Below are 16,410 nucleotides of genomic sequence, written 5' to 3'. Positions count from 1 at the left end.
ATGGTATTAATTATTAGATGGTTACTGATTTATTTATTTTGTATTGCAAACTCTATGCAAAACACTGAATTAAAGATAATTGAGCGCCGGCACAAAAATGCGATTTAACCCTTTATTTTAGGTATGGGTAATAAAGTAGGGATTTTTGATAGCTTCCCTCTTTTTTTGCCGCCATAAAAGAGGAACGATGAACGTAATGCGACGCAAGCGGCGCTTAATAGCATTACCGGCTTCTGTGTCATAAAAATCAAGTTGCATAAGCGGCATAATTCTTGGTTAATATTTGCACAATATTTTTTCTTTGACCAACACAGAATTTACTTTGTATTTTGGCAACAATAACAACGCAAATGCAAACAGCAGAAGATATAAAAAGGCTTAACGAAGAAATTGTACAGGCATCTGGCTTTGTAGGACGGCTACGTAACGAGCTTTCGAAAGTATTGGTTGGGCAATTACATATGGTAGATAGTTTGCTGGTGGGCTTATTATGCAATGGCCACGTATTACTGGAAGGTGTACCCGGACTGGCAAAAACCTTAACCATTAAATCCTTGGCACAGGCCCTGCATGGCAAATTTAGCCGTATACAGTTTACACCCGATTTATTGCCGGCCGATGTAGTGGGCTCCATGATTTACAACCAGTCACGCAACGAATTTATGGTGCGTAAAGGCCCCATATTTGCCAATTTTATTCTGGCTGATGAAATTAACCGTGCCCCCGCCAAAGTACAAAGCGCCCTGCTGGAAGCCATGCAGGAAAAACAGGTAACTATTGGCGATACCACCTATACACTGGAAGAGCCCTTTCTGGTATTGGCTACCCAAAACCCGCTGGAGCAGGAAGGCACCTACCCCTTACCCGAAGCACAGGTAGACCGCTTTATGCTAAAAGTAATTATTGGCTACCCATCCAAAAAAGAAGAACAACTAATTATACGCCAGCAGGTGGCACAGCAAAAACCTGCCGAAATAAATACCGTTGCCAGCGCAGCAGAAATACTGCATGCACGTGAACTGGTAAAACAGGTGTATATGGATGAAAAAATAGAGCAATACATTATAGATCTTGTTTTTGCCACCCGCTTCCCCGATCAATACAACCTGGGTAAATTAAAATCTATGATTAGTTATGGTGCATCGCCCAGGGGTAGTATTAACCTGGCTATGGCCGCCAAAGCCTATGCTTTTATGCAGCAGCGCGGCTTTGTAATTCCCGACGATGTTAAAGCCATTTGTAAGGATGTAATGCGCCACCGTATTGGCCTTACCTACGAAGCCGAAGCCGAAAACATAAGCGCAGAAAGAATTATAGACGATATTTTAAAAACCGTATTGGTACCCTAACTACATAACAGGGTATATGTACCGGGCAACAGTATAATAATTAAACACCGCTTGCGTCGCACACTTGTACGTTCCGCAAATAGGGCAGCAAATACCGTATAACAAACAGCATGAAATTCTTTGGCAAAAAAAAATCAGCACCCATACCTGCCCCGGTAGAAAATACTACCGCAACAGATTTGGCTGCCCTGCTAAAAAAAGTACGTGCACTGGAAATAAAAAGTAAACGCCTTACCAACCACCTATTTACCGGCGAATACCATACTGCCTTTAAAGGCCGTGGTATGGCTTTTAAAGAAGTAAGGGAATACCAGCCCGGCGATGATATACGGTTTATAGAATGGAATGTATCTGCCCGCATGGGCCATACCTACAGTAAACTATTTGAAGAAGAAAGAGAGCTGAGTGTATACCTGCTTGTAGATGTTAGTGCCAGCAGTTTATTTGGCACGCATCAACAAACCAAAAAAGATCTTATTACCGAAATGTGCGCCGTACTGGCTTTTTCGGCCAATAGCAATAACGATAAAACCGGACTTATCCTTTTTAGCGATAAGGTAGAAAAATATATACCCGCCAAAAAAGGCAAAGATCATGCGCTGTATATGGTAAGAGAATTAATTACCCACCAGCCACATTCGGCACAAACCGATATATCTAAAGCCGTACAATTCTTAAACAGTATTACCAAACATAAAAGTATTGTATTTCTCTTAAGCGATTTTGCCGATGCCGGTTACCAGGATATATTACGGGTAGCTGCCAAAAGGCACGATATTATTGGGGTGCAGGTATATGATGCCAGAGATGAGCAATTACCCGATATTGGTTTACTACAGGTACGCGATGCAGAATCTGGTCAAATGGTTTGGTTAAATACCAGCGATGCCTTTACCCGGCACCGCTATAACCACCAGTTTGTTCAAATACTGGATGATGCCCGCAATGTGTTTAGAAAATCAGGGGCCGATTTAATGCAACTGGCTACCGGCGAAGATTATGTAAAAAAATTACAGGAGTTTTTTCAAAAAAGAGCATAGTGTACCCATCTGCATATACCAAACATATTTTTCAAAAATGGTGTCTTCTCATCAGCCTGTTGCTCATGAGTGCAGCCATATGCCCTACAAGTGTGGTGGCACAAAATGCAATAGCAACTGTTGACAGAAAAAAGATTTTACTCGGCGAGCAAATTACGCTTAACCTAAAACTCGAAAATGTTGCAACAGCCACTACCGCAATAAACCAGTGGTTTGTTATTAACGATACCTTTAATCACCTCCAGGTTTCAGTGCGCAAACCTATTGATACGGTGGAAGTAAATGGCACCACCAGCTATCTGCAACAAATAGCCATTACTTCATTCGATTCCGGCCAATGGGTATTGCCGGCATTGTCCGTTTCGCTGGTGCAAAAAAACAATGGCAGTATACAAAACCTGCTAACCGATTCTATACTTATTGACGTATTACCCGTGAATGTAGATTCACTGGTAAATTACCACGATATCAAAGAAATTATTGATGTGCCCGTACAGCCAGATTATCTGTTATATGCCATTATTGCTGCCTCAATTATACTCTTGGCATTAGTAGCTTGGTGGCTCTTTAAAAAATATGGGGGCAAAAAAATTACCGCGGCAAAAGCAGTACCTGTGCATGCATTAGAACAGGCACTTTCGCAATTATACGCATTGCAACAACAATTACCCATACAACAGGGCCATGCGGATTTTTACACGGCACTTACCAGTATTTGCCGGCAGTATATTATGTTGCAATTGGGTATAAAATCCCAACAAGCTACCAGCGATGAGTTAATGGTATTATTGGGTGTTTATCTGCAGCCACAACAACATCGTACTGCTTTTTACCAATTGCTGCGACTGGCCGATATTGTAAAATTTGCCAAATACATTCCCGCCGATGAACAGCAGCAAACCACTATTACCACCGCCATCCATACCATTCAGTATCTTGACAATATAAAAAAGCAAATACCGCAACATGCTTAGTCAATGGTTACAACATATAGAGTTTGCTTACCCTTGGGTACTAGGTTTATTGCTGCTGGTGCCCGTATGGATATATGAATACCTGCGCCGCTTTAAAAAAGGCCAGGCTGCCATGTTGGTTACCACCACTTTTTTTATACAGCAAACCAAAAGCATCAAAACATCCTTATTGCACCTGCCATTTTTTTTACGAAGCGTGGCAGTGGTTTTGCTTATTGTAGCCATGGCCATGCCCCGTTTAAAATTTACTGCACAACAAACCAATGGCGAAGGCATAGATATTGTGCTTTGTTTTGATATCAGCGGCAGTATGACGGCTACCGATTTTAAACCCACCCGGTTGGAAGCAGCCAAAGCCGTAGCCACCAACTTTGTAACACAACGCCCCGGCGACAGAATTGGCGTGGTTATTTTTAGTGGCGTTAGTTTTACCTTATGCCCCGTTACTACCGATCATAATACCGTTCTATCGCAGATTAATAATATAGAAAGTGGTTACCTGCAGGAAGAAGGCACCGCCATCGGCTCGGGGCTGGCCACTTGTGTGGACAGGTTACGCACCAGCAAATCTGCTTCTAAAATTGTGGTGTTGCTTACAGATGGTGTAGATGTGGGTGGCAGTGTGCCACCGGATATTGCCATGCAAATGGCACAGCAATATAATATAAAAGTGTACACTGTTGGCGTGGGCAGCGATAAAGAAATAAGCGAAGTGGTAGAATCTCCTGTTGGCAAGCTTACCCAAAAACGCAAGCTTGAATTTAACGAAGGCCTGTTACAGCAAATGGCCCAGGCCACCGGCGCACAGTATTTTCACGCAACAGATAATGAGGCACTGCAAAAAATTTACGACAGCATTAACCAGTTAGAAAAAACAAGCATTACACTCACCACCTATAACCATTATACCAACCAGTTTTTACCCTGGATCATCAGCGCCATTGCATTGCTATTGCTCGAAATGATATTGCGCTATACCTATTTTAAAAAGTTCCCTTAAAGCTAGTTTTTTGTGAACCCAACAATACAACAATGGGCATCACCGCTTGCGTCGCACTCTTGTGCAGTGATAACTTTATTGGGCTTTTACCACAGCATGTCCTGAAGGGAAACTTTGTAGGACAACAATCAATAAAAGCGGAGCTAACTTTTAGGTTAAAAATTGCGCACTTAGGATTTTATACTAGCTGTAACTTTATATTAATCTCCAAGCAATTCTAAGTCAATTTTGTTTTTTACGAAATACTTTAAAAGACCTTTGAATTCCAAAATATTTGATGTCTTTACTTTGTCTTTATTTAGGTCTGTCGCTTCAATGTATTTCTCAATAATCGCAATGATAGTTTGCTGATTTTCTGTCGATAGTTTTAAATCTCCATATGGGTCAATAATCAGTCCTGTCCAATGTGTAAATGTTTCAAAAATATCAGATAAATCATGCAGCGTTTTATCGCCAAGTCCAAACAAATGCTCATTATTATCAAGCCTATGAAAATCTAATGCCATATGAGGTGGTTTTAAAATTAGCAAACTCAAAAATAACCGAACTAAACAGCCGTCCCTAAAAGAATAGGAATATTAAAGACCAATATTCTAAAATACATCAAATGGCAACTTAACAAATGCAATCTAATTTCCTGTTGCCCAAAGTATCTAACCGCACAAGAGTGCGACGCAAGTAAAGCCTCATTAAATAAACGATTGCCGGGTACCTAATAGTTGATTACCTGCAACTTGCCATTGGTCTGCTGTTGCCATATGCTATATGGTTCACTTAGCTATAATAGCCAAAGCCGCTTATCTTTGCGGCCCTTTTAAAAGGCAATGTTTATGGCAGCACTTAGTTTTACACTAGCACATACCGATACCCATAGTAAAGCCCGGGCCGGCATCATTCAAACCGATCATGGCGCCATTGAAACACCCATTTTTATGCCCGTGGGTACGGTAGGTTCGGTAAAAGCGGTTACCCAGCAACAACTGCAGGAGGAAGTGCGGGCACAAATTATTTTGGGCAATACCTATCACCTCTATTTAAGACCCGGCACCCAAGTGCTGGAAGCCGCTGGTGGTTTACATGCTTTTAACGGCTGGCATAAACCCATACTTACGGATAGCGGTGGTTACCAGGTATTTTCTTTGGCCGCCAACCGTAAAATTAAAGAGGAAGGCGTGGTGTTTCAATCGCATATTGATGGCAGCCGGCACTTGTTTTCGCCCGAAAATGTGATGGATATACAGCGCAGTATTGGCGCAGATATTATTATGGCTTTTGATGAATGTCCGCCCTACCCCAGTGAATATGCCTACGCTAAAAAAAGTATGGCATTAACCCACCGCTGGCTGGACCGCTGTTTTGCCCGGCTGGCCGAAACGCCGGATAAATATGGGTATACACAAAACCTGTTTCCTATTGTGCAGGGTAGTACTTTCCCCGATTTACGTAAACAATCCTGCGAATATATTGCCTCGAAAGAAGCGGCCGGTAATGCCATTGGCGGTTTAAGCGTAGGAGAACCCATTGACATGATGTATGAATTTGCCGCCCTTTGTGCCGAAAACCTGCCCGCAAATAAACCGCGTTACCTGATGGGCGTGGGTACCCCCTGGGATTTGCTGGAATGTATTAGCCTGGGCATTGATATGTTTGATTGTGTAATGCCCACCCGCAATGGCCGTAATGGAATGATTTTTACCACCGAAGGCGTACTTAATATTAAAAATAAAAAATGGGCTACCGATTTTTCGGTAATTGATGCGGGTATGCCTTGTGCCACCAGCAATTTTTACTCTAAAGCCTATTTAAGGCATTTGTTTGTGGCGGGGGAAATTTTGGGACTGCAAATTGCTTCTATCCAAAACCTGTCATTTTATTTGTGGTTGGTGGGGCAGGCCCGGCAGCACATTATTGCCGGCGATTATGCCAGCTGGAAAACAGGCATGACAGATAAAATCAAACAACGTTTATAACAAGATTGCAACAAGTTTTACTTTATTTTTGAAAAATATCAATAAATGCCCTGTGATGGGGTTTACGGGCAATGAAGAAACTTGACTGGTACATACTTAAAAAATTTCTTACTACCTTTTTCTTTGCCATTTTTCTATTTACCGTAATTGCCGTTGCCGTAGATATCAGCGAAAAAACAGATGATTTTGTTTCGTCGGGCTTAAGCGGCGGTCAGATAATTATGCAGTATTATATTGGCTTTGTGCCCTATATAATTGCATTGTTGTTTCCTTTGTTTGTATTTATTGCCGTGATTTTCTTTACTTCAAAAATGGCCATTCAAAGCGAAATGATTGCCATTTTGGCCAGTGGCACTACTTTTAACCGCATGTTACGCCCCTATTGGGTTGGCGGTATTACACTGGCGATTATATCGATGCTGGCAGCCAATTACCTGGTACCCCGCGCCAACGAAATAAGAACCACTTTTGAAGCCCGGTATGTAAATGGCAATTCTACCTATAACCCACTACTTAGGCAAAACCGCAGCATTTATTTTAGGATTGATTCTTTTACCTATGCAGGCATTAGAAATTATGATACGGGCTCAAAATCGGGTGGGCCATTTTTTATGCACCGTATAAAAAACAATGAGCTGGTATACAATATGCGCTCAGAATCGATACGCTGGGATACGGCCATAAAAAAATGGATTTTTACCGAAGTAGTAGAACGCAATATTAAAGCGATGGATGAAAAAGTTAGCATTACCAATCGCAAAGACCTGCGCTTTAACTTTAAACCTTTTGATCTTAGCCACGATACCTATGCCAAAGACAAACTTACGACACCCGAACTAAATGATTTTATTCAACTGGAAACCTTACGCGGCTCGGAGGACCTGAATGGCTTGCTGGTAGAAAAATACCGGCGTTTTGCTACTCCTGTGGCGGTGTTGATTTTATCGCTTATTGGCGCTATTGTGGCTTTTAAAAAAGTAAGGGGTGGTAGCGGCGCCCATATTGCCATTGGGTTTATGCTGGCTTCGGCCTTTATATTAATGGACCGCTTTTCTACCATTTTTAGTACCAAGGGTAATTTGCCACCTGTTATAGCGGCATGGATACCAGATTTGGTTTTTGTTTTTGTGGCCATTTATCTGTATAGGAAAGCACCTAAATAATGTAATTATCGGGCTAATAGCTAGCCATGTATTTGGTGCTGCTGGCATTATGTTTATGGCTGCGCAAAATTTGTTTGTTGTTTTGATTTTCAAGGCCAACTTGTTTTATCTTTACGGCGCTCGTTTATAAAAGGCTAAAAATCAAGGTACTTTTTTCTGCAGTTGGGTTGTTTGCTGAATAGAATTGTTGCCGTACAAGAGTGCGACGCAAATGCAGATGAGTAAAAAACTAATGCTTGGTACAAAATATAAACTGTTGCAATAAACTGTTGTTATACACCAGCAATCATTACTTTCAAAAATATATGCGATGGATTTAATAAAAGACCGTTTTAAAGCGAAAGCCGATATAGCAAGTGCTGAAATTAAAGAATTGCTGAAGGAGTATGGAACCAGGAAAATTGGCGAAGTAACTTTATCGCAGGTGTACCAGGGTATGCGTGGCATTACCGGCCTTGTTACAGAAACCAGTTTATTAGATGCACAGGAAGGGATTCGTTTCAGGGGACATACTATTCCCGAATTAAAAGAAAAACTACCTACCGCCCAAAACGGAAGCGAGCCCTTACCAGAAGGCCTATTTTATCTGATGCTGATGGGTGAATTGCCTACAGACGAAGATGTGGCCCATGTAACTGCCATTTTACAAAGACGCAGCCATGTACCCAACCATGTTTTTGATGCCATTGATGCTTTGCCTATTACTACACACCCTATGACCATGTATGTGGTAGGTGTTATGGCTTTGCAAACAGAAAGCTCTTTTACCAAGCGCTATGCTGAAGGCATGAATAAAAAAGACTACTGGGATGCAGCTTTTGACGATACACTTATTTTAATTGCCCGTTTACCACGTATTGCCGCTTATATCTACCGCCGTAAATATAAAAACAGCGAACATATTCACCCAAATGGTATGTTAGATTGGGCAGGTAACCTGGCCCATATGATGGGTTTTGACGACCATAGTTTCAGGGAATTAATGCGCTTATATATGACCATTCATGCCGATCATGAAGGGGGTAATGTTAGTGCGCACACCACCCATCTGGTAGGTTCTGCACTTAGCGATCCATATTTGGCCTATGCTGCAGGTATGAATGGTTTGGCCGGCCCTTTACATGGTCTGGCTAATCAGGAGGTGATTAAATGGATTTTTGAAATGCAGGAAGAGCTGGGTACAGATGATCCCACTACCGAGCAAATTGCCGCTTACGTGCAAAAAACCCTTACCAGTGGTAAAGTAGTACCCGGTTATGGCCACGCCGTTTTACGCAAAACAGATCCGCGCTTTACCGCCCAAATGGAATTTGGTAAAAAGCATATGCCCGATGATAAACTGGTAAACACCGTTTGGAAAATTTATGAAACCGTGCCACCAATTTTACAATCGCTGGGTAAAATTAAAAACCCATGGCCCAATGTAGATGCGCATAGCGGTGCATTGCTGGTGCATTATGGCCTGGTAGAATATGAATTTTATACCGTTTTATTTGCTGTAAGCCGTGCATTGGGTGTATTGGCCAGTCTAATTTGGGATAGGGCCCTGGGCTTTCCGCTGGAAAGGCCAAAAAGTGTTACCACCGATTCAGTTAAAATGTGGATTGCCGGTCAGGATGAAATTTGGGAAGCATAATTTGCTTACAACTATATATAAAATGCTCCTTTCGAGGGGCATTTTTTTTGTGGGCCCGGCAATACAAAAAGGGGAACTTTACTTGCGTCGCACACTTAAGGGCCTGGGTGGTATGGCATCAAAACAGCCGGTAAATGCTTATTACAAAACGGCGGTTTTTAACCCTTCAATTACATTAAAAATAATGGGGCAGCGGCCATAGTGCATAAAAGTGGCAAACAGCCTTTTAGTAAAATCAGGTGCTTCCAGACCAGGAAATTCACGGCATTCTGCTGGCCTGGCTGCGTAAACAGTGCATTTATTATCGCATAAAAAATGGCAGGGAATAGTGTTCATAACCGCCAGGCTACCCTGCGATGAGGTTTCAATATAACGTTCGTATACCTGCTGAGTACTAAGCTGTAAATGCTGGGCCAGTCTTTCCGCATCCGTCTTTTCTACATTTATCATCAGGCTGCGGCAGCAATTGCCACATTGGGTACAATCTATCTGTGGGGTAATGGTGGCCTGTAAATCAACCACAGTGGCATCCACCGCATCGCTATCCATGGCCAGCAATATGGCTTTTAAATGGTTATTGGCTGTTTCGTTGGCAATGGCTAAACCGGCTATGGTGTTAAGATCTGTTATCATGCAGGTCGGCAAGATAATACATGCCGCCCATTTATGTACATTTCCCCATTTTGTGGGTATATGGGCCGGCACCCATGGTTTTGCTAAAAGTTTTATCCACAACCAGCTACAAACTGCTAAAAAGTAATCCTGATATGGTAATTTGCCAAGCTTTGCAAAAGGCGGTGTGTGCGGGCAACATTACACCAAAAGCGTTCTTATTTTGTTGCATTACAGGCAAACGTACAAGAGTGCGACGCAAGTAAAGCTGCCAGTAAATGCTGCTGCCGGGCCCACACCTGGATTTATAAAATTTTGACACATTATGGGGGAAGAAAAGGAAATATTTGCATATAACGAGGATAGTATTAAAAGCCTTGACTGGCGGGAGCATATACGCCTGCGGCCGGGTATGTATATTGGTAAGCTGGGCGATGGTTCTGCGCCAGACGATGGTATTTATGTATTGGTAAAAGAAGTATTGGATAACTGTATTGACGAGCACATGATGGGCTACGGCAAAAATATTGCTATAACCATAGAGGAAAGAACCGTTACCATACGGGATTATGGCCGCGGTATACCATTGGGTAAACTGGTGGATGTGGTAAGTAAAATAAATACCGGTGCCAAATACGATAGCAAGGCATTTCAAAAAAGCGTTGGCTTAAATGGAGTGGGTACCAAAGCCGTAAACGCATTAAGTAATTATTTTAAAGTAGAAAGCTATCGCGATGGCCGCACCCGTGCTGCGGAATTTGAAAAAGGCAATTTGCTAAAAGACCATAAAGAAACAGCCACTCAGGAAAGCAATGGCACGTTTGTAACCTTTATTCCGGATGATACGGTGTTTCGCAATTTTCATTTTATACATGAATACCTGGATAATCTACTGTGGAATTATTGCTACCTGAATGCCGGACTGGTAATTACCTTTAATAATAAGCGCTATGTAAGTAAAAACGGACTGCTGGATTTATTAAAACGTAAAACCAATGAGGATGAAATTCGTTACCCCATTATTCATCTAAAAGGAGAGGATATTGAAGTAGCCCTTACACATAACAATGATTATGGGGAGGATATTTTTTCATTTGTAAATGGCCAGTACACTACACAGGGCGGTACACACCAGCAGGCTTTTAGAGAAGCTTTTGTAAAAACCATCCGCGATTTTTACAAGAAAGATTATGAAGCTGCCGATATACGCCAAAGCATTGTGGCGGCAGTAGCTGTACGTGTTCAGGAACCTGTGTTTGAAAGCCAGACAAAAACCAAACTGGGCTCGCAATATGTAAGCGAAGGTGGCCAAAGCATGCGCAATTTTATAGCCGATTTTTTTGCCAAAGAATTGGATAATTTTCTGCACCGTAACCCCAGTACTTCCGATGCATTAAAGAAAAGAATTGAGCAAAGCGAGAAGGAAAGAAAAGAGCTAAGCGGCATCAGAAAACTGGCCAACGAAAGGGCTAAAAAAGCCAACCTGCACAATAAAAAATTACGCGATTGCCGCGTACATTTTAACGATGACCTGCCTGCAAAAAACAAGGAAGAATATATTTTAGCCAAAAATAAAAGCACCATATTTATTACCGAGGGCGATAGTGCCAGTGGTAGTATAACCAAAAGCCGTCAGGTAGAAACCCAGGCCGTATTTAGCCTGCGTGGTAAACCACTAAACTGTTTTGGACTAACCAAAAAAGTAGTGTACGAGAACGAAGAGTTTAACCTGCTGCAACATGCATTAAATATTGAAAACGGACTGGAAGACTTACGCTATAACAATATTGTAATAGCAACCGATGCCGATGTGGATGGCATGCATATACGCTTGCTGTTAATGACGTTTTTTCTGCAGTTCTTCCCCGATTTGGTAAAGCAGCAGCATGTGTACATTTTAGAAACACCGTTGTTTAGAGTACGCAACAAACAGCAAACCATTTACTGTTACGATGAAACTGAAAAACAGGCGGCCATGCAAAAACTGGGTAGCAAACCAGAGATTACCCGCTTTAAAGGTTTGGGCGAAATTTCGCCGGAAGAATTTGGCCGTTTTATAAGCGATGATATGCGTTTACAACCCGTAATATTAGAACAGGGCGAACATATTCAAAACCTGCTGGAATATTTTATGGGCAAAAACACCATGGAGCGGCAGGAATTTATTATAGATAATTTACGCATAGAACTAGACCTGATTGATGAACCGGTAAAAGCATAGTTGTTAAATGATGTACCCGGCTAAAGCAATATAATGAGGCTTTACTTGCGTCGCACTCTTGTACTGCAGCAATTTGTTGAGCTGGAAAATAATCAGGTATAAAAGCATAACACTGCTGATAAAAACTAAACAGCAGTAAACATTATTTATTATCAATTATTCATGCTAATGATTCATATAGTATTTCAGGAAGCAGACACTTACACGCTGCAAAAAGCCATTGAACTGGATAACACCCTGCAAGGGGAAATTATGCATATAAAAGACGATTATGCAGTGGGCCCATTGCACTTATTGGATGAACCAGAAGGCTGGCAGCAACGCCGGGATTGGTGGAAAATGTTATTAACCCACTCGCCATACACAGAGCAACTGGATATGGTAGATGATAAGTTAACCTTACACACCTTAATGGAAAAGCTGGATGCCGACAATACCTTACATGCATGGATTTGGATGGGGCAAAACCAGCACGATGTATGCGGCTATTTTTGGTTAATGACCAAACTAAAAGCATATCAGGGAAGGATATTTGTACTATACATGAACAACCTGCCTTTTATAAATGAAAAGGGCGGTATATTTTACCCAACAGCACTATACGAAATTCAGCCAAAAGAATTTTTAAAAGCCAAAAAACTGGCACGCCCCATTACCCTTAGCGAGTTTGAAGTAGACCCCGATGAATGGAAAAAATTATGTACCGAAAACAGTATGGTGCGCATGCTGGAAGGCGGCAAAAAAATTGTAAGTAATGAAGCTACTTATTACGATAAAGAAATTATTAATACAGTAAGTGCCGAGCCTCAAAAACTGCAAAAGGTATTGGGCAACTTATTCTCAAAAGCCAAAGTAAAAACCGGTGATGTTTTTTTAGTTTGGCGCATGAAAGAAATGGCAGGATATGGTGCATTGGAATTACAGGGCGATTGGGAAAAAGGCTGGAAAGAAATTACGGTTAAACTTGCCGGAGTAAAAGCAATTGAAGAAAATGTAAGCACAAATGAGTAATTCATTTGCTGCCTATTGTACCGGCAGCACAAGAGTGCGACGCAAGTAAAGCTAAATGGTTGTAATGCTGCCCGGTTAATAAAAGCATTTAAAAAAACACTGCATGAAAACAATTATTCAATTAGAAGAATTAGCGATGTTTTTATTAAGCATATTTTGCTTTAACCAGTTGCATTTTGCCTGGTGGTGGTACCTGGTATTAATACTTACACCCGATATTGGCATGATTGGATATGTATTTGGCAATACAACCGGCGCTATTTGTTATAATATATTTCATCATAAAGCCCTGGCAATTGCAGTATTTATGCTTGGCCTGTATTACCAGCAGCAAACCATACAACTGGCAGGCATTATTTTATTTGGACATGCCAGCATGGATAGAATGATGGGCTATGGATTAAAAAAAATCGAAGGTTTTAAATTTACACACCTGGGAAATTTATAAAATGCTAAACATACAATCCATACACCATGTGGCCATACTTACTGATAATTACGAGGTATGTAAACATTTTTATACGGCCATTTTGGGTTTTGAAATTATAGAAGAAACCTATCGTGCAGAAAGGCAATCGTATAAACTTGACCTCTCGGTAAATGGCAAATATCAGATTGAATTATTTTCTTTTCCCGATTACAGGGAACGTGGTTCTTACCCAGAAGCAAAGGGCTTACGCCACCTGGCATTTGCGGTACCAGATGTTGATACCAGTGCAGCCTACCTGCAAAGCATGCAGGTAGAGGTACAACCTGTACGAATAGATGCATTAACCGGCAAAAAATTTGTTTTTTTTATGGATCCCAATGGGCAGCCTTTGGAATTATATGAAATGTAAAGTGATTAAACAGCTATGGCAAAAGATATTAGTAAAGAATTAGATCTTAGTAACGAGAAGGGCGTTCAGGGCCAATATAAAAATTGGTTTCTTGATTATGCATCCTATGTAATATTGGAACGTGCTGTACCTGCGGTGGAAGATGGGTTAAAACCGGTACAACGCCGCATTTTGCATGCCATGAAAGAAATGGATGATGGCCGCTTTAACAAAGTAGCCAACATTATTGGACAAAGCATGCAGTACCACCCGCATGGCGATGCATCTATTGGCGATGCCCTGGTAAATATGGGGCAAAAAGATTTGCTGATAGAAACCCAGGGTAACTGGGGAGATGTAAGAACCGGTGATGATGCTGCCGCCCCACGTTATATTGAAGCAAGGCTTTCTAAGTTTGCACTTGAAGTAGCATTTAATGCCAAAACCACCGAATGGCAGCTTAGCTATGATGGCCGTAAACAGGAACCGGTTACATTGCCTGTAAAATTTCCATTGGTATTGGCACAGGGGGTAGATGGAATTGCAGTGGGTTTATCTACCAAAATTTTGCCCCATAATTTTAATGAATTATGCGAAGCCAGTATTAAACACCTGCGTGGCAAACGTTTTGAATTGTTTCCCGATTTTCTTACCCGTGGCATGGTGGATGTTGCCAATTATAATGAAGGTAAACGCGGTGGTAAAATAAGGGTGCGCTGCCATATTGAAGAAATGGATAAAAAAACACTGGCCATACGCGATGTGCCTTATGGTGTTACCGTTTCGCAATTGTGCGATAGCATTACCAAAGCCAATGATCAGGGCAAAATAAAAATTAAAAAAGTTACCGATGTTACCGCTAAGGAAGTAGAAATACAAATTGAACTGGCGGCCGGTATTTCTCCGGATATTACCATTGATGCCCTTTATGCATTTACTGATTGTGAAGTAAGCATATCGCCCAATGCCTGTGTTATAGTTCAGCAAAAACCCCGTTTTGTTGGGGTGCACGAATTATTGTCTATCTCAGCAGATAATACCAAAAAACTGTTACAGCGGGAGCTGGAAATAAAATTGGGCGAACTGGAAGATAAATGGCATTATACCTCTCTGGAAAAAATATTCTTTGAAGAAAAGATATATAAGGAACTGGAGCAAAAACACGAAACCTGGGACAAGGTAATTGAAGCCATAGACAAGGCCTTTGGACCTTTTAAAAAGCGCTTGAAAAGGGCTATTGAAAAGGAAGATATTTTAAAGCTTACCGAAAAACCCGTACGCCGTATTTACCGGCTGGATATAAACGAATTGAATGAACAGATCAAAGGCATTGAAGCAGATATTCAGCAGGTACAGTTTGATCTGGAACACCTAACCGATTATGCCGTTGCCTATTTTGAGAACCTCATTAAAAAATTTGGAAAGGGCCGCGAACGCAGAACAGAAATAAAACAGTTTGATATTATTCAGGCACGCCAGGTGGCTATTGCCAATACCAAAGTGTACATGAACCGCGAAGAGGGTTTTGTAGGCACATCACTTAAAAAGGATGAGTTTATCAGCGACTGCTCTGAACTGGATGATGTAATTGTGTTTACCAAACGTGGTATAATGAAAGTGGTGCGGGTGGGCGAAAAAGTGTTTGTGGGTAAAGACATCATTTATGCCAGCATTTTTAATAAAAATGATGATCGTACCACCTATAACATGATTTACCTGGATGCCGCCACCGGCATTAGCTATGCCAAACGCTTTAATGTAACAGGTATTACCAGGGATAAAGAGTACGACCTTACAAAGGGTAGCGATAAAAGCAAAATCCATTACTTCTCTGCCAATCCCAATGGAGAAGCAGAAGTAGTGAGAATTGTATTAAGCCCTACCTGCTCTGCCCGTATTAAAGAATCAGAATTTTATTTTGAAGAACAGGATATAAAAGGCCGCAGTAGTATGGGTAACCAGGTAACCAAATACCCGGTTAAAAGCATTCGTTTTAAAGAAGCAGGCCGTAGTACACTGGGTGGCCGAAAGCTTTGGTTTGATGATAAATTTGGCCGCTTAAATACCGAAGAAAAAGGCAGCTTCCTGGGTACATTTGAAGATGAAAGAATTCTGGTAATTTATACTGATGGCAGTTATGAATTAACCGATACAGAAATAACCCAGCGTTTTGAAACCGATAAGATTTTATTAATAGAAAAGTACGACCCCACAAAAATTATTACGGCCGTATACCTCGACAATAAAAACCAGCAATTCAACATTAAGCGGTTTAAAATAGAAACCACCACCCTGCACAACAAATACTATTTTGTAAAAGAGGGCGAAGGCAACCGTTTAGAGCAGGTGTCAACACACGAAGAGCCCATTTTGGTGGTACAAACCGGCCGTGGCGCACAGGTGCGTTACGCCAAATTTAAAACAGCCAAAATGGTAGAAGTAATGGGCTGGAAAGCCATTGGTGCCAAACTAATGGATTTTAGCAAAACCATAGAAATGGAGTGGGAAAAACCAGCACCAGAAGCCAATCAAACAGAACTTTTTTAAAGGCAATTATTTAGCCGGCATAAGTACATTGGGCATCGCCGCTTGCCACGCTCGGTTCATCGTTCAGGG

The 16,410-nt window shown here is 41.4% G+C and carries 15 protein-coding genes; 12 read left to right on the top strand and 3 right to left on the bottom strand.

Going from position 1 to position 16,410, the window contains the following annotated elements:
- Window positions 1-104: 104 nt before the first annotated feature.
- Window positions 105-242 carry a hypothetical protein gene (locus GD597_RS11075; RefSeq protein WP_171607926.1) on the bottom strand — a complete coding sequence of 46 codons (138 nt, stop codon included), beginning with the start codon at window positions 240-242 and terminating at the stop codon, window positions 105-107.
- A gap of 108 nt (window positions 243-350) precedes the next feature.
- Here GD597_RS11075 and GD597_RS11070 point away from each other — a divergent pair, with 108 nt between their 5' ends.
- The 4 genes from GD597_RS11070 (at window position 351) to GD597_RS11055 (ending at window position 4,363) form a co-directional block, all read left to right on the top strand.
- Complete coding sequence (locus GD597_RS11070) at window positions 351-1,349, top strand: AAA family ATPase (protein WP_171607925.1); 999 nt, start codon at window positions 351-353, stop codon at window positions 1,347-1,349.
- A 110-nt stretch (window positions 1,350-1,459) separates the two neighbouring features.
- Entirely contained in the window at window positions 1,460-2,389 is a 930-nt protein-coding gene (locus GD597_RS11065) for a DUF58 domain-containing protein (protein ID WP_171607924.1), read from the top strand.
- Between the two features lie 65 nt (window positions 2,390-2,454).
- Window positions 2,455-3,363: a hypothetical protein gene (locus tag GD597_RS11060; RefSeq protein ID WP_171607923.1), complete on the top strand. Its 909-nt coding sequence runs from the start codon at window positions 2,455-2,457 to the stop codon at window positions 3,361-3,363.
- Complete coding sequence (locus tag GD597_RS11055; RefSeq protein ID WP_171607922.1) at window positions 3,356-4,363, top strand: VWA domain-containing protein; 1,008 nt, start codon at window positions 3,356-3,358, stop codon at window positions 4,361-4,363. The genes GD597_RS11060 and GD597_RS11055 overlap by 8 nt, the downstream gene beginning before the upstream one ends.
- Window positions 4,364-4,563: 200 nt before the next feature.
- Here GD597_RS11055 and GD597_RS11050 read toward each other — a convergent pair whose 3' ends face one another.
- The gene (locus tag GD597_RS11050; RefSeq protein ID WP_171607921.1) at window positions 4,564-4,869 is read right to left on the bottom strand and encodes a hypothetical protein; all 306 of its coding nucleotides are present in this window, start codon (window positions 4,867-4,869) and stop codon (window positions 4,564-4,566) included.
- 324 nt (window positions 4,870-5,193) lie between these two features.
- Between GD597_RS11050 and tgt the strand changes: the two genes are divergently transcribed.
- The 3 genes from tgt to GD597_RS11035 all read left to right on the top strand — a co-directional run bounded on the left by tgt (window position 5,194) and on the right by GD597_RS11035 (window position 9,132).
- The gene (tgt, locus tag GD597_RS11045; RefSeq protein WP_171607920.1) at window positions 5,194-6,333 is read left to right on the top strand and encodes a tRNA guanosine(34) transglycosylase Tgt; all 1,140 of its coding nucleotides are present in this window, start codon (window positions 5,194-5,196) and stop codon (window positions 6,331-6,333) included.
- Between the two features lie 71 nt (window positions 6,334-6,404).
- Window positions 6,405-7,496, top strand: a complete 1,092-nt coding sequence (locus GD597_RS11040) for an LptF/LptG family permease (RefSeq protein WP_171607919.1) — start codon at window positions 6,405-6,407, stop codon at window positions 7,494-7,496.
- 310 nt (window positions 7,497-7,806) lie between these two features.
- On the top strand, window positions 7,807-9,132 hold the full coding sequence (locus GD597_RS11035; protein ID WP_171607918.1) for a citrate (Si)-synthase, eukaryotic: 1,326 nt from the start codon (window positions 7,807-7,809) through the stop codon (window positions 9,130-9,132).
- Between the two features lie 141 nt (window positions 9,133-9,273).
- On the opposite strand, the gene GD597_RS11030 is transcribed toward GD597_RS11035, so the two are convergent.
- A complete protein-coding gene (locus tag GD597_RS11030) occupies window positions 9,274-9,765 on the bottom strand; it encodes a YkgJ family cysteine cluster protein (protein ID WP_171607917.1) in 492 nt (163 codons plus the stop codon).
- A gap of 304 nt (window positions 9,766-10,069) precedes the next feature.
- Between GD597_RS11030 and GD597_RS11025 the strand changes: the two genes are divergently transcribed.
- The 5 genes from GD597_RS11025 to GD597_RS11005 all read left to right on the top strand — a co-directional run bounded on the left by GD597_RS11025 (window position 10,070) and on the right by GD597_RS11005 (window position 16,341).
- Window positions 10,070-11,965, top strand: a complete 1,896-nt coding sequence (locus tag GD597_RS11025; RefSeq protein ID WP_171607916.1) for a DNA topoisomerase IV subunit B — start codon at window positions 10,070-10,072, stop codon at window positions 11,963-11,965.
- 168 nt (window positions 11,966-12,133) lie between these two features.
- On the top strand, window positions 12,134-12,976 hold the full coding sequence (locus GD597_RS11020; RefSeq protein ID WP_171607915.1) for a DUF1835 domain-containing protein: 843 nt from the start codon (window positions 12,134-12,136) through the stop codon (window positions 12,974-12,976).
- A gap of 103 nt (window positions 12,977-13,079) precedes the next feature.
- Window positions 13,080-13,424: a DUF4260 domain-containing protein gene (locus GD597_RS11015; RefSeq protein ID WP_171607914.1), complete on the top strand. Its 345-nt coding sequence runs from the start codon at window positions 13,080-13,082 to the stop codon at window positions 13,422-13,424.
- Between the two features lies 1 nt (window position 13,425).
- A complete protein-coding gene (gloA2, locus tag GD597_RS11010) occupies window positions 13,426-13,815 on the top strand; it encodes an SMU1112c/YaeR family gloxylase I-like metalloprotein (RefSeq protein ID WP_171607913.1) in 390 nt (129 codons plus the stop codon).
- A 15-nt stretch (window positions 13,816-13,830) separates the two neighbouring features.
- On the top strand, window positions 13,831-16,341 hold the full coding sequence (locus GD597_RS11005; protein ID WP_171607912.1) for a DNA gyrase/topoisomerase IV subunit A: 2,511 nt from the start codon (window positions 13,831-13,833) through the stop codon (window positions 16,339-16,341).
- Window positions 16,342-16,410 lie beyond the last annotated feature (69 nt).

The sequence above is a fragment of the Limnovirga soli genome (assembly GCF_013106755.1).
GTDB lineage: Bacteria > Bacteroidota > Bacteroidia > Chitinophagales > Chitinophagaceae > Limnovirga > Limnovirga soli.
This window is presented reverse-complemented; position numbering and strand designations above follow the sequence as displayed.